This window comes from Streptomyces sp. NPDC050509 (assembly GCF_044457965.1).
GTDB lineage: Bacteria > Actinomycetota > Actinomycetes > Streptomycetales > Streptomycetaceae > Streptomyces.
In genome coordinates, this window is the sequence record NZ_JBITHL010000002.1 from 535,800 (window position 1) to 555,772 (window position 19,973).

General features: G+C 73.4%; 18 protein-coding genes. 8 read left to right on the forward strand and 10 right to left on the reverse strand.

Annotated elements, in window-relative coordinates:
* Positions 1-309: 309 nt before the first annotated feature.
* Together ACIBJC_RS07715 and ACIBJC_RS07720 are read right to left on the reverse strand one after the other, a co-directional pair.
* Positions 310-1,020, reverse strand: coding sequence for a 4'-phosphopantetheinyl transferase (locus ACIBJC_RS07715; RefSeq protein ID WP_399289275.1), 711 nt, complete (start codon positions 1,018-1,020; stop codon positions 310-312).
* Complete coding sequence (locus tag ACIBJC_RS07720) at positions 1,017-1,865, reverse strand: metallophosphoesterase family protein (RefSeq protein WP_399289277.1); 849 nt, start codon at positions 1,863-1,865, stop codon at positions 1,017-1,019. The genes ACIBJC_RS07715 and ACIBJC_RS07720 overlap by 4 nt, the downstream gene beginning before the upstream one ends.
* 273 nt (positions 1,866-2,138) lie before the next feature.
* Here ACIBJC_RS07720 and ACIBJC_RS07725 point away from each other — a divergent pair, with 273 nt between their 5' ends.
* A complete protein-coding gene (locus ACIBJC_RS07725; RefSeq protein ID WP_399289279.1) occupies positions 2,139-2,894 on the forward strand; it encodes a thioesterase II family protein in 756 nt (251 codons plus the stop codon).
* 124 nt (positions 2,895-3,018) lie between these two features.
* Here the strand turns inward: ACIBJC_RS07725 and ACIBJC_RS07730 are convergent, their stop codons facing one another.
* Entirely contained in the window at positions 3,019-3,753 is a 735-nt protein-coding gene (locus tag ACIBJC_RS07730; protein WP_399289281.1) for a hypothetical protein, read from the reverse strand.
* Between the two features lie 391 nt (positions 3,754-4,144).
* On the opposite strand from ACIBJC_RS07730, the gene ACIBJC_RS07735 reads away from it, so the two are divergent.
* Positions 4,145-6,190 (forward strand): FUSC family protein, encoded by a 2,046-nt coding sequence (locus ACIBJC_RS07735; protein WP_399289283.1) that lies wholly within the window; start codon positions 4,145-4,147, stop codon positions 6,188-6,190.
* Between the two features lie 7 nt (positions 6,191-6,197).
* Here ACIBJC_RS07735 and ACIBJC_RS07740 read toward each other — a convergent pair whose 3' ends face one another.
* The 5 genes from ACIBJC_RS07740 to ACIBJC_RS07760 form a co-directional block, all read right to left on the reverse strand.
* A complete protein-coding gene (locus tag ACIBJC_RS07740) occupies positions 6,198-7,484 on the reverse strand; it encodes an acyltransferase family protein (RefSeq protein ID WP_399289285.1) in 1,287 nt (428 codons plus the stop codon).
* An 83-nt stretch (positions 7,485-7,567) separates the two neighbouring features.
* Positions 7,568-8,605: an iron-siderophore ABC transporter substrate-binding protein gene (locus ACIBJC_RS07745; protein ID WP_399289287.1), complete on the reverse strand. Its 1,038-nt coding sequence runs from the start codon at positions 8,603-8,605 to the stop codon at positions 7,568-7,570.
* Positions 8,606-8,630: 25 nt separating this feature from the next.
* Positions 8,631-9,512, reverse strand: a complete 882-nt coding sequence (locus ACIBJC_RS07750; RefSeq protein WP_399289289.1) for an ABC transporter ATP-binding protein — start codon at positions 9,510-9,512, stop codon at positions 8,631-8,633.
* Positions 9,513-9,536: 24 nt separating this feature from the next.
* Positions 9,537-10,571: a FecCD family ABC transporter permease gene (locus ACIBJC_RS07755; protein WP_399289832.1), complete on the reverse strand. Its 1,035-nt coding sequence runs from the start codon at positions 10,569-10,571 to the stop codon at positions 9,537-9,539.
* A 110-nt stretch (positions 10,572-10,681) separates the two neighbouring features.
* On the reverse strand, positions 10,682-11,818 hold the full coding sequence (locus ACIBJC_RS07760; protein ID WP_399289291.1) for a FecCD family ABC transporter permease: 1,137 nt from the start codon (positions 11,816-11,818) through the stop codon (positions 10,682-10,684).
* Between the two features lie 133 nt (positions 11,819-11,951).
* Here ACIBJC_RS07760 and ACIBJC_RS07765 point away from each other — a divergent pair, with 133 nt between their 5' ends.
* From ACIBJC_RS07765 to ACIBJC_RS07780, 4 genes are all read left to right on the forward strand, one after another.
* Entirely contained in the window at positions 11,952-12,536 is a 585-nt protein-coding gene (locus ACIBJC_RS07765) for an MSMEG_1061 family FMN-dependent PPOX-type flavoprotein (RefSeq protein WP_399289293.1), read from the forward strand.
* Positions 12,537-12,731: 195 nt separating this feature from the next.
* Positions 12,732-13,769, forward strand: coding sequence for a LacI family DNA-binding transcriptional regulator (locus ACIBJC_RS07770; protein ID WP_399289295.1), 1,038 nt, complete (start codon positions 12,732-12,734; stop codon positions 13,767-13,769).
* Positions 13,770-13,784: 15 nt separating this feature from the next.
* Complete coding sequence (locus ACIBJC_RS07775) at positions 13,785-14,309, forward strand: hypothetical protein (protein WP_399289297.1); 525 nt, start codon at positions 13,785-13,787, stop codon at positions 14,307-14,309.
* Between the two features lie 157 nt (positions 14,310-14,466).
* Complete coding sequence (locus ACIBJC_RS07780; protein WP_399289299.1) at positions 14,467-15,696, forward strand: alginate lyase family protein; 1,230 nt, start codon at positions 14,467-14,469, stop codon at positions 15,694-15,696.
* A 22-nt stretch (positions 15,697-15,718) separates the two neighbouring features.
* Here ACIBJC_RS07780 and ACIBJC_RS07785 read toward each other — a convergent pair whose 3' ends face one another.
* The gene (locus ACIBJC_RS07785; protein ID WP_399289301.1) at positions 15,719-17,218 is read right to left on the reverse strand and encodes a glycosyltransferase family 39 protein; all 1,500 of its coding nucleotides are present in this window, start codon (positions 17,216-17,218) and stop codon (positions 15,719-15,721) included.
* A gap of 243 nt (positions 17,219-17,461) precedes the next feature.
* Positions 17,462-17,827 carry an ArsR/SmtB family transcription factor gene (locus ACIBJC_RS07790; protein ID WP_399289303.1) on the reverse strand — a complete coding sequence of 122 codons (366 nt, stop codon included), beginning with the start codon at positions 17,825-17,827 and terminating at the stop codon, positions 17,462-17,464.
* Between the two features lie 201 nt (positions 17,828-18,028).
* Between ACIBJC_RS07790 and ACIBJC_RS07795 the strand changes: the two genes are divergently transcribed.
* The gene (locus tag ACIBJC_RS07795; RefSeq protein ID WP_399289305.1) at positions 18,029-19,378 is read left to right on the forward strand and encodes a DUF1254 domain-containing protein; all 1,350 of its coding nucleotides are present in this window, start codon (positions 18,029-18,031) and stop codon (positions 19,376-19,378) included.
* Between the two features lie 74 nt (positions 19,379-19,452).
* Entirely contained in the window at positions 19,453-19,965 is a 513-nt protein-coding gene (locus tag ACIBJC_RS07800) for a hypothetical protein (protein WP_399289307.1), read from the forward strand.
* Positions 19,966-19,973: the final 8 nt, after the last annotated feature.

Genomic DNA, 19,973 nt, shown 5'->3' on the forward strand with positions numbered 1-19,973 from the left:
AATGGAAACCTGAAGCATGGTCATCCCACTTCACATGGCTGATTCGGCAGGCGCGCCCGAGAGGGGCGGGGCGGAGGAATCAGCCGGATATGCTGCCGTGGAAGGCGTGGGAATTCACCGCGTGCTACCCGGCTTTCCGGTCGCCGGAATTCTGTCGCCGCATCGTGCCCACGCTGCTTCCTCCGGTCCGTTCCGCATGTCCGTTGCCGGTGGCAACCATAGGATTAATCTATCTTCGGCTCAATGGGACATGCCGGACGGCGCGGAGCTTTCGCGCCGCGCCGTCCGGGGAAGCCGTCCCGCATTCCGTCAGGTCCGTATCTCGCCTATCTCCGGTATCTCGCGTATCTCCCGTGGGGCGGGGAGGTGGATCGCGGTGACCACCAGGCCGCGCTCCGCGATCCAGCGGCCGGGGAATTCCCCGACCCGCCGGCCACCGACCAGCGGACCCGGCACCAGCAGCTCGGCGCGGAAGGTCCGTTCGACCGGGTCGATGTCGATCCGCGCCTCGGAGAAGTCCAGTTCGATCCCGGTGAGCGGGTACCAGACCTTGAAGACGCTCTCCTTGGCGCTGAAGAGCATCCGGTCCCAGCTCGTCCCCGGGTGCCGCTCCGTCAGGAACTTGATCCGCTCCGTCTCGTCCGGCAGCCCGATGAGGTCCAGCACCCCGTCCGGCAGCGGCGCGTCAGGCTCCGCGTCGATGCCCACCGACGCCGTCCCGTCCGCCCGCGCCACGGCGGCGGCGCGGTACCCGTCGCAGTGCGTCATGCTGCCGACGATCCCGTCGGGCCACCGCGGCGCGCCCCGGGGGCCCGGCAGCAGCGGTACGGGTGGCTGCCCGATCCGCAGCAGCGCGCGGCGGGCCAGCAGCCGTACGGTCGTGAACTCCCGCTGCCGTTTCGGCACGGCTCGTGCGACCCGCTCCGTCTCCTGCGGGTACATCAGCTCGCCGGGCCCCGGCCCGGGGTCGTCGTACGCCGCCTCGCAGGCGACCGCGGCGGGCAGTACGTCCTCGATCACCAGGCGTTCCGGTTGTCCGGGACGGGCAGGATCTCCCGCAGCGGGATCCTCGGCGGCCTCTTGCGCCACTCGCGCGGATAGCCGACCGAGACCTCCTCGAAGCGCACCCCGTCGTGCCAGGTGACCCGGGGGATGTGCAGATGGCCGTAGACGACGGCGGCGGCGCGGAACCGTGTGTGCCAGTCGGCGGTCCGCTCGGTGCCGCACCACTGTGCGAACTCCGGGTGGTGCAGGATACGGGTGGGGTCCCGTACCAGCGGGAAGTGGTTGACGAGGATCGTCCGCAGCCCGGGATCGACGGCGGACAGCCGCCGCTCGGTCTCCTCGACACGTGCCCAGCACCACGCGTCCCTGCCCTGATAGGGGTCCGGGTGCAGGAAGTACTCGTCGGTGCAGACGACGCCCGCCTCGTGGGCCACGCGCAGCGACTCCTCCGTGGTGGAGGTGCCAGGGGCCCGGAACGAGTAGTCGTAGAGCACGAACAGCGGTGCGACGGCGACCGGGCCGCCCGCGCCGCGCCACACCGGGTACGGGTCCTCGGGCGTGGCGATGCCCAACTCCCCGCACAGCTCGACCAGATGCAGATAACGCTTCTCGCCGCGCAGATCACACGGGTCCTGCGGGTGGGTCCACAGCTCGTGATTGCCGGGCGCCCACACCACCTTGGCGAACCGCTCGCTGAGCAGCCGCAGGGCCCAGGCCACATCGGCGTACTTCTCGGCCACGTCGCCCGCGACGATCAGCCAGTCCTCGTCGGAGTCCGGGCGCATGTCCTCGACCAGCGCGCGGTTCTCCTCGTACACGACGTGCAGATCGCTGACGGCCAGGAGTTTTCCGTCGGGCACAGTGCTGTCCTTCCGGGTCGGGCTCGAACGCCGGTCCGGCGCCGGTGTGTTCACCCTTCGAGATTACGGGGAAGCCTGCCCAGAAGTGCGCGATCTCAGGCGCCCGATGCCCTTGCCCCCGTACCCGGCAGGTGCTCCGCCGGGGCGAGGGGCGGGCCGATCGACCCTGCTGACGGGCGGCGCACCCCCGCAGTAGAGTGACGACGGCCCTGCCCCGCCGGGCGGCCTGGACCGGTGCGGTCCGTCCCCAGGTACCAGGAGGAGTGCGACACGATGGCGACGTCCACCGAGGAGAGCCTCTGGATCCGGTGCTTCCATCCGGCACCGGAAAGCCCGGGACAACTCTTCTGTTTTCCCCACGCGGGCGGCTCGGCGTCCTTCTACTTCCCGGTCTCCGCGCAACTCTCGTCCGTGACCGAGGTGTTTTCGGTGCAGTACCCGGGACGCCAGGACCGGCGCAAGGAGACCAGCCCCGATGACATCGGGGTGATGGCCGACCGGATCTACGCCGCGGTCCGCGAGCAGCTCCGCGCCCGGCCGACGACGTTCTTCGGGCACAGCATGGGCGCCGTCCTCGCCTTCGAGGTCGCACGGCGCTTCGAGGCCGACGGCGGCGAGATCTCCCGCCTCTTCGCCTCGGGACGGCGCGCCCCGTCGCGCCACCGGGACGAGGACGTGCACCGGCGCAGCGACGACGGGATCGTCGCCGAGCTGAAGTCGATGTCCGGGACGAACACGGCGCTGCTCGGGGACGAGGAGATACTCCGGATGATCCTGCCGGCCATACGCAGTGACTACCGGGCCATCGAGACATACCGGTGCGAACCGGGTGCCACGCTCCGTGCCCCCATCTCCGCTCTCACCGGCGACAGCGACCCGAAGACCTCACTGGAGGAGGCCGGGGACTGGCGCGGGCACACCACGGGCGCCTTCGACCTGAAGGTGTTCCCCGGCGGCCACTTCTATCTCAGCGCGCAGGCCCCCTCGGTGCTCGCGGCGCTGCGGGAACACCTGACGTCCGTCTCATGAACCGCTGGGCCGGGCCTGCGCGCCGGTACGCGCGGGCCCGGCCCGGACCGGCGGTGGCCGGAAGCCACCACCGGTCCGTCCAGGGGGCGTGGACGGGCGGACACCGGGTGTGACGCGGTGACCGTCAGGTGGTGGACGCCTGGTACAGACCGCGCCCGGCCCGGTGGGCGCGCGAGGTGCCGACCAGCCGGTCGAGGGTGCTCCGTACGGCGTTGATGCTGCCGGGCGTACCGTCGCGCCCCAACTGCGCCGCCACGTCACGGGCGCGCACCGGGTCTCCGCCCGCCGCGGCGAGGATGGCCAGGATCTGGTCCGTCAGTCCGGCGCCCTGCTGGTCCTCGGCGGCGGGAGCCGTCTTCTTCGCTGCGGCCTTCGTGGACTTGGCCGGCGAGGTCTTCTTCGCCGGGCGGCGCTTGGTCTCCTTCGGCGCCTTGGCGGCCGTCCCCGCCTTCGCCTTGGCCTCCGAACCGGCCGCGGCCTTCGTGGCCTTGGCGGTACCGCGCGCCTTCCCGCGGGCCGGGGCGGAGGTCTTCTCGGAGGGCGCCTTCTCGTCGGAAACCTCCTCGACGGCGGTCTCCTCGGCCGGTGCGGCCTCCGGCGCGGTCCGCTGTGCCACCAGCCGCGGAGCCGGCTCCGCTTCCACCGGTGCGGCCACCGGTGCCACCGCTTCGGCCGCATCCTGGGCGGGGGAGAGCGCCTGGAGCGCGCCCAGTGCGGTACGCACCGACTCCAACCGCTCGGTGACCGTGGCCAGTTCCTTCTCCAGCGTCTGCTGGTGTGATTCCAACTGCGGGAGTTCCGAGCGGAGAAGCGCCGTGGTCGCCTCGATGGTGCCCGGTGTACGGGATGTGGATGTCATGGTGTCGCCCTCTCGTCCTGGCCGCCGCCGTTGCCCCCGTCGGCCGCCTCATGGGTGCAGCCTAGGCCCTGCGGTGTGTCGTGTTGTGGCGGGAACGTGTGAACGGCCTTCATTCATCATTTCGGACGGCCCGAACTCGCCCTGTGCGAAGGTGAGTTCACGGCTCCCTCGTCACACGGCCACTGCCGGGCAACCGCAGGTGACAGCGCCGGCGGTGGGACCGGTGAGAGGTGTGTGGCGCGTTGTCGAGGCAAACGGCCGCGCGGACGGACATCTGCCCGTAACGGAACAGCGGCTCGAACGGTCAGGTGTGCTGTTACGGTCGGAGAGGTGCGGTCGCCGCTGCCCGCCGGTCCGCTCACCCGCCCCCGACCGGTCGCCCAGGAGACTTGTGATCGCCTTCCTCCCGCGCCGTCCCCGCTCCGCACGCCGTGCCGTGCCCGCCTGGCTCAGCCACCCGCTGGGGTGGCGCTCCGGCCCCGTTCCCCGGGCAGCCGTGGTCCGCGGCGCGCTGAGCGCCGGCCCGCTGCTCGCGCTCGGTGTGCTGACCGGAGAGGTCGGCCCGGGCGTTCTCGCCGCGCTCGGCGCGATGCTCGCCGGTGTCAACGACCGGCCCGGCACCCGCCGCACCGGAGTCGTCCACATCGGTCTGCCCGCCGTCGCCGGGGCCTTCGGAGTGCTGTGCGGCGGTCTGCTCGCGGACACCGGCGGGCGGTGGGCCGCCGTGCCTGCCCTCTTCGTGGTGGGCTGGCTCTCCGGCGCGCTGAGCGTCGCCGGTCCGGTGTGGTCGGCCGCCGCGATGCAACTGCTCGTCACCGCGTCCATCGGAGCCGGGATGCCGCTGGCGGGCCCCGCCTGGCTCAAGGCGGCCTGCTACCTCGGCGGCGCCGCCTGGCTGCTGCTGCTCCGGTTCCTCCTGCGCGCCCCCAGCCGGCGCCGCGGCGCCCGGTGGGACGGCGAGCGGGAGGCCGTCGCCGCCGTCTTCGACGCGCTCGCCGACGTGCTGCGCGCGGTGGGCGGTCCCGACGCCGGGGCCGCCAGGCGCCGGCTCACCGCCGCGCAGCAGCGCGCGGACGAGTCGGTGCGCCTGATGCGGCTGCTGTCCTGGCCGGCCAGGACCGGCGGCTCGGCCGCTGCGCACCGGATCGTCACCCGCCTCGGGGCGGCGACCGCGCTCTGCGAGGCCGGGATAGCGCTGCTCTGGGAAGGCAGGCCGCTGCCCGCCCAGGTGGCCGAGGGCCCCCGCAGGCTGGCCGCGGCCGTACGCGCGGACGCCGCGCCCGGCGCGCTGCCGAGCCCGGCCTCCGACACGGTCCAACGCGGCGCGTTCGACCGCGCGCTGCTGGACGCCGCGATCGCCTTCGACCGTACGGAGCCGGACACCGAGCCCCTGCCGTACACGACGACAACCGCCCCGCCCCGCACACCGCGCACCGTCCGCCGGCTGCTGGGCCGTGTGTTCGCGCCCGCGCGGCGGGAGAACGGGCTGCGGGTGGCGCTGTGCGTCGCGGCGAGCACCGCCGTCGCCCTGAGCCTGCACCAGGACCACTGGTACTGGCTGCCCGCCACCGCCGCCTTCCTGGTCAAGCCCGACCTGGGACCGCTCTTCTCCCGGGTGGTGAACCGTGTCGCGGGCACCGCCGCGGGCGTGCTCGTCTTCATCCTGCTCACGGCGGCGACGGCGGGCCTCGGCGGCCCCTGGTGGGTGATCGCCGTGGTGGTGACCGGCGGGGCGCTGATCCCGGTGGCCACGCGCCACTTCGGCTTCCAGACCGCCGTCGTCACCCTGCTCGTCCTGTCGTTCCTCTACGCGGCGGGGGACACCGAGGCGACCGTGGCGCGGCTGCTCGACACCGCGCTCGCCTGCGCCATCGTGCTGCTCGTCGGCCACCTGCCGCACCTCACCGATCCGCGGCTGCGGGTCGGGCACCGCTTCGCGGTCGCGCTGCGCTGCACCGAGCGGTACCTGCGCCACGTACTGGACACACCGCCCGCCGACGACACGCCGCGCGCCACGGGGGCGCCGTACGGAACGGGGACACCGGCACCGACGGGCGGCGACGCCGCCGGTGTCGCGCTGCGGCACGCCGCCTACCGCGCGCTCGCCGAGGCGCGGGCCGTGGCGGAGACGGCCGCCGCCGAGCTGCCGGGACCGCACCGTACCCACCGCCACGACTGGCTGGCGGTGGTGGCGCGCACGGAGCGGATCGTCGAGGCCGCGACCGTCTGCGCGGTACGGGTCGAACAGGGCGTGCCGGCGCCGACGGCCGCCGAGGCGCGGGAGGTCACCGAGGCGCTGGCCGCGATGGCCGACGCGCTGGAGGAGGGCCGCCCGCTGGCCGCCGCGGCCCTGCCGCCGGTCCCGAGCCGGTGCCGGTCCCTGCGGGACGTGATGACCCACCTCCACGGGATCCAGGCGCTGACCACGGCGGCCTGACCACGCCCTACGTGGACTTGCGGCGGGTGAGCGGCCGTTCGATCAGCCGGTACGAGGCGAAGGCCGCCACGAAACTGGCCGCGACCGTCGCGAGCCCCTGCCAGGCATCGAGGCCCAGGTCCGACATGAGCCGGGCCAGCGGATAGTGCCACAGATAGAGGCCGTAGCTGAGATTGCGTCCGATCCACACCAGCGGCGCCAGCGAGAGCGACCGGGACAGCCAGGATTCGGGACGCAGCTCCAGCGCCGCGACCAGCGTCGCCGACAGGATGCCCGTCACCAGGAACCCGGTGGTGTACCAGGGCACGGTCCAGGCGGTGGCGCCGGTCATCGGCACCTGCCAGACGATCAGGGCGAGCAGCGCCAACGCGGGCCAGGCCAGCCGTCCCGCCCACCGCCCCAGCGCCGCGAGCCGCCGATCGCCCGCGGGCAGCAGGGCGACCACTACGGCCAGCAGCGCGCCCGCGAGAAGCTGGTCGGCCCGGGTGTCCACGCCGTTGTAGATACGGTGTGCGGCGGTCGGATTCCACAGCACAACGCGCCACACCAGGGGCAGCAGACACACGACGGCGGTGCAGACCAGCACCGTACGGGCCCGGAAGCGGCGCAGGAGCAGCAGCAGGAGCGGCGGCCAGAAGAGGTAGAACTGCTCCTCGACACCGAGCGACCAGGTGTGCGACAGCAGAGAGGTGTCACTGGAGTAGACGCCGGGCTGGGAGGCCCTGACGATGTTGATGAGGAAGGTGGCGGCCAGCACGATCGCCGCCCACGCGCCGTCGAACGAGGGCAGCCTGGTGGTCAGCGCCAGCACGGCGCAGAACGCGCAGACGGCGAGCAGCGCCGGGACCAGCCGCAGCCAGCGCCGCCAGTAGAACGACCGCATCGCGACGTCGCCCGTCCTGGCGAACTCGGCGAACAGCAGCCGGGTGATCACGAATCCGCTGATGGTGAAGAAGACGTCCACCCCGAGTGCGCCGCCGGGCAGCAGATCGGGAGCGAGGTGGTAGACCATGACCAGCACCACGGCCAGCGCCCGCAGTCCGTCCACCCCGCGCACCCGGCCGCCCCGGCGCAGCGCTCCCGGGAAGCCGCGCCCTCCCCGGTCGGGCGCGCCGTCCGACCGTACCGGAATGAGCCCGAGCGCGAGCCCCGACGGTGCGCCGCCGTGACCGGTGCGCCGGGGCAGCTCCAGCGTCCCCCCGCCGGGTCCGGCAGGTCTGTGCCGCGCCTGCTCCTCGGCGGCTCCGTCCTCTCGGCCCGTGCGCGTCGCTGTCTCGGTAGGTGTGCTGTCCATCCCGTGCCCGTGCCCGGAAAGTGAACGGCCACGCGGTTGTTCATCGAAATCTCATGAACGCGCGGCCGTTCGGGGGAGGGAGACTACGTGAGGGGAGCGGCGAACAGCGGGACGACCTTCTCCAGCGCGTACGCCACAGAGAGCACCGAGTCCGTCGCGAACGCGTTGCTGAGCGTGTCGTTGTCGAGCATCACCGAGCGGCCCGCCTTGACGGAGGGAACGGCCTGGTAGAGCGGGTCGTCGGTGATCTTCTTCGTGTCCACGCCGATGGGCGCCATCACCGTGAGATCGGCGTCCAGCAGATCCAGGTTCTCGCGGCTGACGGGGATGGAGAACGACGCGCCGGCCTTGGCGTCGACGGCCGGGTTGTTCTTGAAACCGAGTCGTTCGACGAAGTCGACGCGGCCGGTGCCGTGGACGTACGCGCCGAACTCGGCGGCGGTCCGGGAGCCGAGGGTGATCGTTTTGCCCTTGAACTCGGGGTGGGCGGCGGCGGATTCCTGGAACTTGCGCTCGGTCCCGGCGATGAGCTGCTCGCCCTTCTCCGGGATGCCGAGCGCCGTGGAGATCATCTCGGTCTGCTTGCTCCACGAGATCTTGTACTGGTCGCCGCCCTTCGGCACCCCGATGGTCGGGGCGATCTTGCTCAGGGTGTCGTAACGCCCCTGGTCCCCACTGGACTTGGTGTCCAGGATGAGATCGGGCCGGAGCGCCGCGATCTTCTCGAACTGGGGCTCCAGCGTGCCGATGATCTGCGGGCTCTTCTTGTAGAGGCCCTTCGCCCAGGGGCCGACGCCGTCGCCGCCGAACGCCAGCCAGTCGCTGGCCCCGACGGGCTGCACACCGAGCGCCAGGGCGGCCTCGGCGTCGCCCCAGCCCAGCGCCACGATGCGCTGGGGGCGCTCGGTGACGGTGACCTCGCCGAACTTGGTCGCGACCTTGGCGGGGAAGGCGCCGTCGCCCTTGGCGGACGAGGAGCCGCCGGAGGTGTCGTCGGACGAGGAGGAACCGCAGGCGGCCAGCGCTCCGACGAGCAGCGCGGTCAGAGCGGCCGACAGGGCGCGGGCAGCCGGCCGCGACCGGCGTCTCGGGGCAGTACGAAGATTCTTTCGAAATGACATGAAGTTAGGTTAGCCTAACCTCAGGTTATTCCGTACGGGCGGGGGCCGACCGCTCGGCCGCCGGGTCCCCGGCGGATTCCCCGGACACTGGCTCCTCGACGGGCGCCCCGGCGATGTGGTGACGGCCCATCGGCACGATCATCGGCGTCAGCGAGGCCGGGTCCTCGGCGACGGAACAGCGCATCCCGAACACCTCGGTCACCAGGTCCGCCGACACGATGTCCGCGGGCGCCCCCTCCGCCACGATCCGCCCGTCCTTCATGGCGATGAGATGGTCGGCGTACCGGCAGGCCAGGTTCAGATCGTGCAGCACCACCGCGATGGTCGAGTCGTACGACCGGTTCAGATCGGTCAGCAGATCCAGCACGTCGAGCTGGTGGCTGATGTCGAGGAACGTCGTCGGCTCGTCCAGCAGCAGGATGTCCGTACGCTGCGACAGCGCCATGGCGATCCACACCCGCTGCCGCTGACCGCCCGAGAGTTCGTCCACCGGCCGCGACGCCAGCTCCAGCACGTCCGTCGCCAGCAGCGCCTGCGCCACCGCCGTGTCGTCCTCGGCCGTCCAGCGCCGGAACCACCCCTGGTGCGGATAGCGGCCCCGGCCCACCAGATCGCTCACCGTGATGCCGTCGGGGGCCACCGGGCTCTGCGGCAGGATCCCCAGCACCGAGGCCACCTCCTTGGTGGGCATCGCCTGGATGTCCTTCCCGTCGAGCAGCACACGTCCCGCGGTGGGCGCCAGGAGCCGGGCCATCGAGCGCAGCAGTGTCGACTTCCCGCAGGCGTTCGGGCCGACGATCATCGTGATCCGGCCCGGCGGTATGTCGACGCTCAGCCCGGCGACGACCTCACGCCCGTCGTAGCCGAGGCGGACGTCCCGCGCCTGGAGTGTGTGCTCCGCACTCATGTGCAGATCCTTCCCTCGTGTCACTCAGCCGCCCCTGCCCGCCCGGTTGGCGCGGGCCAGGAGCCACAGCAGATAGGGCGCGCCGATCACACCCGTCACCACACCCACCGGGAACTGGGTGGAACCCAGCAGATGCTGCGCGGCGAAATCCGCGACCAGCACGATCAGCGACCCGGTCAGCGCGGCGGGCAGCAGGGCGGCGCCCCGGCGCGGGACCAGCCGGCGGGCGATCGGCGCGGAGACGAACGCCACGAACGCCACCGGGCCCGCCGCGGCGGTCGCCACCCCGGCCAGTGCCACCGCGCAGACGATCAGCGCCAGCCGGGCGCGCTCCACCCGGGTGCCGAGCCCCACCGCGGTCTCGTCGCCCAGTTGCAGGGTACGGAGGGGCCGCGCGGCGAGGAACGTCGGTGGTACGAGGAGCGCCAGGGCCACGACGAGCGGCCAGAGCTGGTTCCAGGACCGGCCGTTGAGACTGCCCGTCAGCCACGCGAGGGCGTTCTGCGCCTCGGACAGGTTCGAACTCGTCAGCAGGTGCGAGATCATGCTGGACAGCGCCGTGCCGATCCCGATGCCGACCAGGACGAGCCGGTACCCGGCGACGCCGCCGCGCCACGCGAGCGCGTAGATCGCCGCCGCGGTCACCAGCGCGCCCAGCAGGGCACTGGCGGAGAGAGCGAAACCACTGGCACCGAAGGCCACACTGGCCAGCACCCCGGCCGCGCCCGCCCCTGAACTGATCCCGATCACATCGGGACTGGCCAGCGGGTTGCGCAGCAGCGTCTGGAACACCGCGCCCGAGAGCCCGAAGGCCGCCCCGACCAGCAGGCCGATCAGCGCGCGCGGCAGCCGCAGTTCGAGGATCACGAACCGGGCGCCCCCGTTCCCGCCACCGGCCAGCGTCGCGACCACCTCGTCCAGCGGGACGAACAGGTCGCCGACGGCCAGCGACACGCACAACGCGGCCAGTACGGCGACGGTCAGCGTCCCGCAGACCACGGCGGAACGGGTCCTCCCGGAGCGCCGTGCCCGGACGACATCGGCGACGGCGGCGGTCAGCCGCGCGTCCGCCTGCTCCCCGGGACGGCGGTCGGAACGGCCGTCGGAAAGGCCGTCGGAACGGCCGTCCGGCACGGGCGGGTTCTCGACGGCTCCAGCGGTCAGGTCCTTCACAGCTCCACCAGATGACGACGGCGCACCAGGATCACGAAGGGGACGGCCCCGATGACCGCGGTCACGATCCCCACCTGCACCTCACCGGGCCGGGCGATCACCCGCCCCACGATGTCGGAGACCAGCATCAGCACGGGCGCCAGCAGCGCGCTGTACGGGAGGATCCAGCGGTAGTCGGGCCCGGTGAACATCCGGGCCGCGTGCGGTACGACCAGGCCGACGAAGCCGATGGGACCGACGACCGCGGTGGCCGTACCGCACAGCAGCATCACCGTCGCCGCCGACACGAGCCGCGCCGCACCCACCCGCTGTCCCAGCGCCCGCGCGATGTCGTCGCCCAGCGACAGGGCGTTGAGCTGCGGCCCCAGCGCCAGCGCGAGCACCACGCCCACCGCGATGAACGGCAGGGCCTGCCACAGCAGTTCGGCGTCCCGGCCGGCGAGCGAACCGACCTTCCAGAACCGGAACCGGTCGAAGATCTGACGGTCCGTCAGGAGGATGGCGGTGGTCACCGATCCCAGAATGGCAGTGGTCGCCGCCCCGGCCAGCGCCAGCTTCACCGGTGTGGCGCCGTCCCGGCCCAGCGAGCCGACGCTGTAGACCAGTACGGTCGCGGCGAACGCGCCCAGGAGCGCGAACCAGATGTACGCGGACGGCGAGCCGAAGCCGAGCAGGCCGATCGCGCCCACCACGGCCACCGAGGCACCGGCGTTGACACCGAGAATGCCCGGGTCGGCCAGCGGGTTACGCGCCACGCCCTGCATGACCGCCCCGGCGAGCCCCAGCGCGACGCCCGTCATCAGCCCGGCGACCGTACGCGGAACGCGCTCCTCCCAGATGATGAGCTGCCCCTTGTCGGACAGATCCCGGTCGAACAGGACCCGCAGCACATCGCCGCTCGCGGCGTCGCCGGAACCGAACGCGAGGCTGGCCCAGACCGCCAGCGCCAGCAGCCCCGCGGTCACCAGCAGGCCGGCTCCGAGGAGCGGACGGCCCCTGCGCGCGCCGGGGCCCGCGCGGTCGGCGGGCTCATCGGCGGGCGGGGCGGCGGAGCCGGGCCCGGTCCGGGGCCCGGAGTGTGCCCTCACGCTTCGTGGACCTTCGCGTGGAGCGTCCCACCGTGCATCTGGCATGCCCTCACTGTGCTGCTCCGGGCACGGCCGACCGCACCGCGGAAGCTGGTCAATTCATAAAGTAAGGTGAGCCTAACATTACCGAACGGCTGTCCTGCCCCGTCCCGCCCGGCCCGTACACGGGAGAAGAACCATGCCCCACCCCGCGACGACGGAACCCGGACCGCTCCCCTTCGATCCGCTCGACGACCGGCCGGCCGACCGCGCGGACCACCGCGAACTGCGGTCCGCCGACGAACTGCGCGAGCTGCTCGGCACCCCGCACCCGATCGTGATCGACAAGGTCAGGGACCGGCTGATCCCCGAGGACCTTGAGCTGCTGGCGCGCTCGCCGTTCTGTCTGCTCTCCACCTCCGACGGCCGGGGCAACTGCGACGCCTCACCGCGCGGCGACGTCCCTGGGTTCGTCCGCGCCCTGGACTCCCGCACCCTGGTCCTGCCGGACCGGCCGGGCAACCGGCGGGCCGACAGCTTCCACAACATCCTGGAGAACCGGCATGTCGGCCTGGTCCATCTCGTGCCCGGCAGCACGGAGGTGCTGCGCGTCAACGGGCGGGCGCGCATCCTCACCGACGCGCCGTTCTTCGACGGGATGCCCCTGAAGGGCCAACGCCCGCTGCTCGCCCTGCTGGTGGAGATCGACGAGATCTTCCGGCACTGCCCGGCCGCACTGCACCGCTCCGGGCTCTGGCGGCCGGAGAGCCGGCCGCAGGAGTGACACCGCGGCCGTGCGCCCACCGTGCGGTGGCGGAACGGGCCCCCTCCGTACGGTCTTCGGCGGCGACGGTACGAGGGCTTCACGCCACCGGAACGCGGCCGTAATGTAGAAACCGGTTGCTATCCGGGTGGACCCTGACGCAGCCGTTCCTGCACCACGACTCGACGGGCCGGGTACGGCATGAAGGGGCGGACCATGGCGCGCACCGGCGGCCCCACCGGACCGACCCTCGCGATCGTGGCCAGGGAGGCCCGGGTGTCGGTGCCCACCGCCTCGAAGGTGGTGAACGGGCGCGAGGACGTCGCGCCCGAGACCCGGCGCCGCGTCACCGAGGCGCTCGACCGGCTCGGGTACGTGCGCAGGCCCCGGGCCGGCGCCGCCGGGCGGCCCTCCTCCCTGGTGGACGTCGTACTGCACTCCCTGGACAGCTCCTGGTCGGGCGCGGTGCTGCACGGCGTGGAGGCCGCCGCGGCCGAGGCCGGTCTGGAGATCGTGGTGTCGGCCGGGCTCACCAGGACCCGGGGGTACGGGCCCGGGCGCGGCCGGCTGCACCGGCTCGCCGCGCGCGGCTCGGCCGGGGCGCTGTTCAGCCGCGCGAACCTCACCCCTTCCCAGTACGCCTGGCTGGCGCAGCACCGCATCCCGTTCGTCCTGCTCGACCCGCTGGTGGAGCCCCCGCCGGGGGTTGCCTGGGTCGGCGCGGACGACCTCGGCGGCGGTGCCGCCGCGACGGGGCATCTCCTCGCCCTCGGCCACCGGCGGATCGCGGTCGTCGGCGGCCACCGCCACCGGCTCGGCACCGCCGCCCGGATCGCCGGACACCGCGCGGCGCTGGCGTCGGCGGGTCTCCCGTACCGACCCGAGTACGAGAGGTACGCCGGCTTCGCCCCGGCCCGCGCCCGCCGCCACGCGCTGGAACTCCTGGCGCTGCCCGAGCCGCCGACCGCCGTCTCCGTCTGCTCCGACGCGATGGCCCTCGCCGTCTACGAGGCCGCCGCCGAACGCGGTCTGCGGGTCCCCGGCGACCTGTGCGTGGTCGGCTTCGGCGATCTGCCGGAATCACGCTGGGCCGCCCCCGCGCTCACCACCGTCCGCCGACCGCTCTCCGACATGGCGGGCGCCGCGCTGCGCCTGCTGCTCGCGCTCACGGCGGGGGACCCGCCCGCCTCCCTCCGCACCGAGCTCGCCACGCGTCTGGTGGTACGCGGCAGCACCGCTCCCGCGTCGAACTGAGCCCCGGGCGCGGGCATGCTGCGGGTGGCGGGAGGACTCGCGGTGGCGGGGGCCGCCGGAGGCGTCGTCGCCTCGATGACCGGCGACCGGGCCGACGCCGCGCCCACGACCTTCGTCCACCCGGGGATGCTGCACGCGTACGGGGAGCTGAACCGGGCCAAGGTCCGGGTGAAGGCGGGCTCCCGGCCGTGGACGGCGGGGTGGGAGCGGCTGGTGGCCAATCCGCACTCGCAGTCGGCCTGGGCGCCCCGCCCGGCCGCGTCCGTCATCCGCGGCGGCGCCGGGCAGAACTACCCGCAGCTCTACAACGACATCCACGCCGCCTACCAGAACGCGCTGCGCTGGAAGATCGCCGGTACCACCGCGCATGGTGACACCGCCCGGGACATCCTCAACGCCTGGTCGGCCACGCTCACTTCGCTGGCTGAGCCCCGACTCCGGTGTGCGGTCCGGGCCTTCGGCGGACGAGGCCCGGACCGCAGCGAAACTTTCGCATTCCGCACCGGCGGGAGACACGGGTGCCATCTCCCCGCACCATAGGTACCGGTTTCCCTCCCCGCTGTGCGAAGCCGTATCCCCTCCCCGTTCCTTGTCTCCGTCCTTCCGTCCTTCCGTCCTTCCGTCCTTCCGTCCTTCCGTCCCTCCGTCCCTCCGTCCCTCCGTCCCTCCGTCCCCCCACCCCTGGAGTGAGATCCCGATGAGCCGCACCCGCACCTCCGCGATCAGCCGCCGCGGCCTACTCAAGGCCGCCGGAGGACTCGCCCTCGCCGGCGCCGCGGGCGGTGCCGTACAGGCCACCACCGCGCCCACCGCGCAGGCCGCCCCGGCCACCTTCGTCCACCCCGGCGCGCTGCACGCGTACGGCGAGCTGAACCGCGCGAAGGTACGGGTCGCCGCCGGCAACGACCCCTGGCTGGCCGGCTGGAACCGGCTGATCGCCAACGGGCACGCCCAGGCGGGCTGGCAGGCCCGCCCGCAGGCCACCGTCGTCCGCGGCGGCACCGGCGAGAACTACGGCACGCTGTACAACGACATCCACGCCGCCTACCAGAACGCGCTGCGCTGGAAGATCGCCGGTACCACCGCACACGGTGACACCGCGCGGGACATCCTCAACGCCTGGTCGGCCACGCTCACCACCGTCACCGGCAACGCCGACCGGTTCCTCGCCGCCGGGATCTACGGCTACCAGTTCGCCAACGCCGCCGAACTGATGCGCGGATACGCGGGGTTCGACCTCGACCGCTTCCGCCGGATGATGGCGAATGTGTTCTACCCGCTCAACAACCAGTTCCTCACCGGTCACAACGACGCCTGCATCACCAACTACTGGGCGAACTGGGACCTCTGCAACATGAACTCCATCCTGGCGATCGGCATCCTCAACGACGACGGGGCCAAGTACGACCAGGCCGTCGGCTACTTCAAGAACGGCGCGGGCAACGGCGCGATCGGCAAGGCCGTCCCCTTCGTGTACGAGAGCGAGGGACTCGCCCAGTGGCAGGAGTCCGGCCGCGACCAGGGCCACACCATGATGGGCATGGGCCAGATGGGCGCCTTCTGCGAGATGGCCTGGAACCAGGGCGAGGACCTGTACGGCTACGACAACAACCGCTTCATGAAGGCCGCCCAGTACGTCGCCAAGTACAACCTCGGCCAGAGCGTCCCGTTCACCACGTACTCCTGGGGCACCGGCCAGAACTGCGCCTACCGGGAACACACGGTCGTCTCCGACGCGAGCCGGGGCCAGATCCGCCCGGTGTGGGACCTCCTCCACTACCACTACGCGCGGCGCCGGGGCCTCTCCGTCCCGTACATCACGGCCATGGCCGAGAGCGTCCGCCCCGAGGGCGGCGGGGGTGACTACGGGCCGAACAGCGGCGGCTTCGACCAACTGGGCTTCGGCACCCTGCTGTACGCCAAGTAGGCACACCGCCCGCCCCGGAGGCTCAGCAGTGACCCGGGCGGGCGTGGACCGTGATCCGGGCCCCGGTCACGGTCCGGCTGCCGCACTCCTCGAAGTACGTACGCAGCACGGCGCGTTTGACGGCCTCCGGGCCGGTCGTCTCCAGCGGCCGGCCGGGCGGATCGTGCACGGCCACGATCCGCCGCGCCGCCAGCATCCGGGCACGCACCCGCGCCGCCGGGAGCTCCGTACCGCGCAGGGTGTGCGACGCGAGGGGGGAGCGGTCCAGGGCGAGATCCGTCAGCCCCCGGAACTCCCCGGGCCGCGCGAGCGTCCACGCCCGGCGCCGCGCCGGGATGAACAACAGAGCGTCACCGGGCCGCGCCGACTCCCGTACGGCGCGGGCGACGGCGGTGGCGTCGTTCAGACGGCTCTGCGGGGTCCGCAGATACACGCCCACCGGGCACAGCGCGGCCAGCGCCGCCGACACCGCCAGCACGGACACAGCCAGGCGCCGGGCGCGATCCGCGCACCCCGGGACCCGACACCGGTCGAGCGCGGCGCCGAGGAGCAGCGCCAGACCGACGGTGTACGAGAGGACGTACCGCTCGACGTAGAACGGCCGCAGCGGGGTGAGCGCCATCAGCAGCGCGGTCGGCAGGATCAGCAGGGGCAGCGCGAGTGCCTCCAGCCGGGGGACCGGTGGCGCGCCGCCGTCCGGGCGGGCGGCGCCGGATCCGCGCGGCGCCGTACGGGCACACACCACACCCACCGCCGTCACCACGGCGAAGCCCAGGACATGCCGGGCGCCCGGGGCGCCGATCCAGTCGACCTGCGCCGACTGCGTCGTACTGAAGAGCGCGAGTGGCAGCAGCCCGGCGCCCACCGCGCACGCGGCGGCGCCCCACGCCCGTACGGTCCGCCGGGACACGGGGGAACACACCACCGTCACCCCGTGGGCGAGCAGCGTCAGCACCGCGAACTCGTGCAGCAGACAGGCGGTCAGCGTCACCCCGGCGTACGCGGCCCACCGGCGCCGCCGCCACGGCCGGCCGAGCGCGCGCACCAGCAGCCAGCTCGCCCAGGTGACCAGGGCGCACACCAGTGCGTAGGACCGGCCCTCCTGCGCGTACCGCTGCACGGCCGGGAGCAGCGGCAGGACCAGTCCGGCCAGCAGCCCGGCGCGCGGACCGGCGAGCGCCCGGCCGAGCAGCGCGACCCCGGCGGACGCCGCCGCCACCGCGAGCACGGACGGCAGCCGCAGCGCCACGAGACCGCCGTCCCAGAGGGCGAAGACCCCGTGCATGACCAGGTAGTACAGGCCGTGGACCGCGTCGATGTGGCCCGCGGTGTGCCAGATCTGCCACGGGGCACGGTGGGCCACCGCGTACGTGACGGCCTCGTCGCCCCACAGCGTCCCGCCGCGCCGGATCCCCCACACCCCGAGCACCAGCGCCAGGGCGGCCGGGGCACAGACGGCGAGCGCCCGCGAGGCATACAGACGGGGGAACAGCGGCCGGGCGGGCCGCGGTGTGGGCGCCACCGGCGCCGGGGCGGGCCGCGAAGGCGGCGGGACGAGGGGGATGGCGGGCTCCGTTCCCTCCCGCGCGGGGCCGGTCGGCGTGGCGCGACGCGTACGGGGTGACCGGCCGCACTATCCCCGATCCGCCCGAGGGGAGTCCGCCGACGCCCCGGGACCGGCCGGACGGTCCCACCGTCGGCGCCGGGTCCGTACGCCGTCCGGGGCTCCCGGGCGTGTGGTGGCCCGGTGCGTGGTGGCCCGCTGCTACGCCTCGGGGCGTACGGGCAGATCGCGGGCGCCGAGGCGCAGGTGCTCGATGTGGTAGACGGCCTCGTCGAGCAGCCGCGCGACATGGTTGTCGTACAGGCTGTAGACGATCCGGCGGCCCTGCCGCACCCCGGTGACCAGCCCCAGCGCCCGCAGCAGGCGCAACTGGTGGGAGACGGCGGACTGCTCCATCTCGACGGCCTCGGCCAGCTCCGTCACCCCGCAGGCGCTCTGCCGCAGCCGGGTCAGGATCATCAGCCGGGAGGGGGTGGCCAGCGCCTGGAGTGTGGCGGCGATGGTGGCGGCGGAGTCCGCGTCGAGATGTCCGGTCGGTGTGGCGCGCTCGTCGACTCCGTGTCCCATGGGCTCATCGTATATCCGTCGACACGTGAAGACTTGTTCTTGTGTCCGGCCAGGGCGGGGCGTCCGTGCTCACCCGGACGGCGCCCGCCGGATGGCGGGCCCCGGCCCCGGCGGCGGACGATGACGGCACCCCTGTGACCGGACAGGGACGTCCACGCGGACGGGACGACGTCCACCGGACGGCACGGAGAGGCGGACGGTATGAGCGATCTGCGGGCGCTGGCGGCCGAGGCGTACGTCTACGGGTATCCGATGGTGTTCAACCTGGACCAGGCCGACCGCTTCACCCACGCCGGCCTCGGCCTGGTACCGCCGGCCCCCTTCAACACCCTCGCCCACGGCACCGAGCCCGCCGGGCCGTGGGACAGCTTCCCCGGCGTCGCCGACGACACCGTCCACTCCGTGGCCCAGCTCGACCTCTCCGGCGGCCCGCTGCTGCTGACCGTGCCCGACACGGCCGATCGCTACTACGTCCTGCGGTTCGTGGACGCCTGGACCAACAACTTCGCCTATGTCGGACGGCGCGCCACCGGCACCGCCGCCGGTAGCTTCCTGCTCACCGGACCCGGGTGGAGCGGCGAGGTCCCGGCCGGGACCACCCGGATCGCCTGCCCCACCGCGGTGGCCTCGCTCGTCGGCCGCTGGGCGTGCGCCGGCCCCGAGGACCGCGCCGCCACCACCGCGCTCCAGCGGGCCACCCGCCTGGAGCCGTACGCGCCCGGCTCCGGCGGTGAGCGCGCCGCACCGCTCGCGGGTCTGCCGTTCTCGGACCCGGACGTCACCGACGGCACCCTGATGTTCTTCGAGAAACTGCGGGTGCGGATGGCCGCGTTCCCGCCGGCCCCCGTCGACACCGCGTACCAGCGGCGCTTCGAGCCCCTCGGCCTGCTGGCCCCTTCGAGCCCCTACCGGTCACCGGAGTCCGAACTGGCCGACGCCCTGCGCGAGGGGTTCGCCGAGGGCAGCGAGCGCGTCGAGTACGCCGCCACCCACGCCGAGGGACCGGAACAGAACGGCTGGCGGCTCGCCTACCACGCCTTCGACTACAACGCGGACTTCTTCGGCACGGGCGTCCTGACCGGACCGGAGTGGACGGTCACCGACCGCGACGCCGCGCGGCTGCTGCGGGCCGCCGCGGCCCGCACCGACCTGTGGGGCGGCCACGGCTACGAGGCCGCCTACGCGATGATCTGGAACGACGCGGACGGAGAGCCGCTGGAGGGCCGTCACACCTACACGCTGCGCTTCGAACAGCCGCCGCCCGTCGACGCGTTCTGGTCGCTCACCATGTACGACCTGCCCGAGTACCACCTCGTCGGCAACCCCCTCGACCGGTACGCGATCGGCGACCGCACCCCGGGGCTGCGCCGCGCCGCCGACGGCTCCCTCACCCTCCATCTGCGCACCGGCCGTCCGGAGAGCGAGGAGGCCGCCGCCAACTGGCTGCCCGCCCCGCCCGGACGCTTCCGCCCCGTCCTGCGGCTGTACCAGCCGCGCCCCGCGCTCCTCGACGGCGGCTACGTTCTCCCGGCGATCCGCCGCGCGACCTGACGCGGGCGGGCCGTGCGCGGTCCCGTCACTATGATCGTAGGGCTGTCCACCGCACCACGTCTGGAGCCCCGTCGATGACGCCGCCCGCCACCGCCCGCGTCCTGGTCACCCTCGATGAACACCTCGCGCGGGCCGCCGCGGAGCGGCAGGGCGCGCTGTGGAAACTGGCCGAGCGCGGACGGGCCCTGGACGCGAACGTCGTACGGCTGCCACCGGGCGCGGGCGTCGCCGAGCACAGCGACGACGTGCTCGACGTCCTGCTCGTCGTCCTCGACGGCGAGGGGACGCTCGGTACGCCCGCCGGGACCGAGCCGCTCGCCCCGCACGCGGTGGTGTGGCTGCCCAGGACCTCGCGCCGCTCGCTGACCGCGGGGGAACGCGGCCTGGTCTATCTGACCGCGCACCCGCGCCGCCCCGGGCTGACGGTCGCCGCTCCGCCGCCGGCCGCCGCCCCCGTACCGGCGCCGCCGGCCGAGGGCGGGGAGCCGCCCTGCGCGCTGAACCGGGTCTGCGCCGGGTGCGGACGCCTCTGCGGGGAGCGCGACGCGCGGTTCTGCGCCCGGTGCGGGGACGCCCTGCCCGGCTGACCGCGGGC

Coding starts and splice junctions, on each gene's coding strand:
- ACIBJC_RS07780 (WP_399289299.1), top strand. CDS start 14,467: ATGAGCCGCACCCGCACCTCCGCGATCAGCCGCCGCGGCCTACTCAAG.
- ACIBJC_RS07730 (WP_399289281.1), bottom strand. CDS start 3,753: ATGACATCCACATCCCGTACACCGGGCACCATCGAGGCGACCACGGCG.
- ACIBJC_RS07770 (WP_399289295.1), top strand. CDS start 12,732: ATGGCGCGCACCGGCGGCCCCACCGGACCGACCCTCGCGATCGTGGCC.
- ACIBJC_RS07795 (WP_399289305.1), top strand. CDS start 18,029: ATGAGCGATCTGCGGGCGCTGGCGGCCGAGGCGTACGTCTACGGGTAT.
- ACIBJC_RS07760 (WP_399289291.1), bottom strand. CDS start 11,818: ATGCCAGATGCACGGTGGGACGCTCCACGCGAAGGTCCACGAAGCGTG.
- ACIBJC_RS07745 (WP_399289287.1), bottom strand. CDS start 8,605: ATGTCATTTCGAAAGAATCTTCGTACTGCCCCGAGACGCCGGTCGCGG.
- ACIBJC_RS07750 (WP_399289289.1), bottom strand. CDS start 9,512: ATGAGTGCGGAGCACACACTCCAGGCGCGGGACGTCCGCCTCGGCTAC.
- ACIBJC_RS07775 (WP_399289297.1), top strand. CDS start 13,785: ATGCTGCGGGTGGCGGGAGGACTCGCGGTGGCGGGGGCCGCCGGAGGC.
- ACIBJC_RS07740 (WP_399289285.1), bottom strand. CDS start 7,484: ATGGACAGCACACCTACCGAGACAGCGACGCGCACGGGCCGAGAGGAC.
- ACIBJC_RS07790 (WP_399289303.1), bottom strand. CDS start 17,827: ATGGGACACGGAGTCGACGAGCGCGCCACACCGACCGGACATCTCGAC.
- ACIBJC_RS07725 (WP_399289279.1), top strand. CDS start 2,139: ATGGCGACGTCCACCGAGGAGAGCCTCTGGATCCGGTGCTTCCATCCG.
- ACIBJC_RS07765 (WP_399289293.1), top strand. CDS start 11,952: ATGCCCCACCCCGCGACGACGGAACCCGGACCGCTCCCCTTCGATCCG.
- ACIBJC_RS07800 (WP_399289307.1), top strand. CDS start 19,453: ATGACGCCGCCCGCCACCGCCCGCGTCCTGGTCACCCTCGATGAACAC.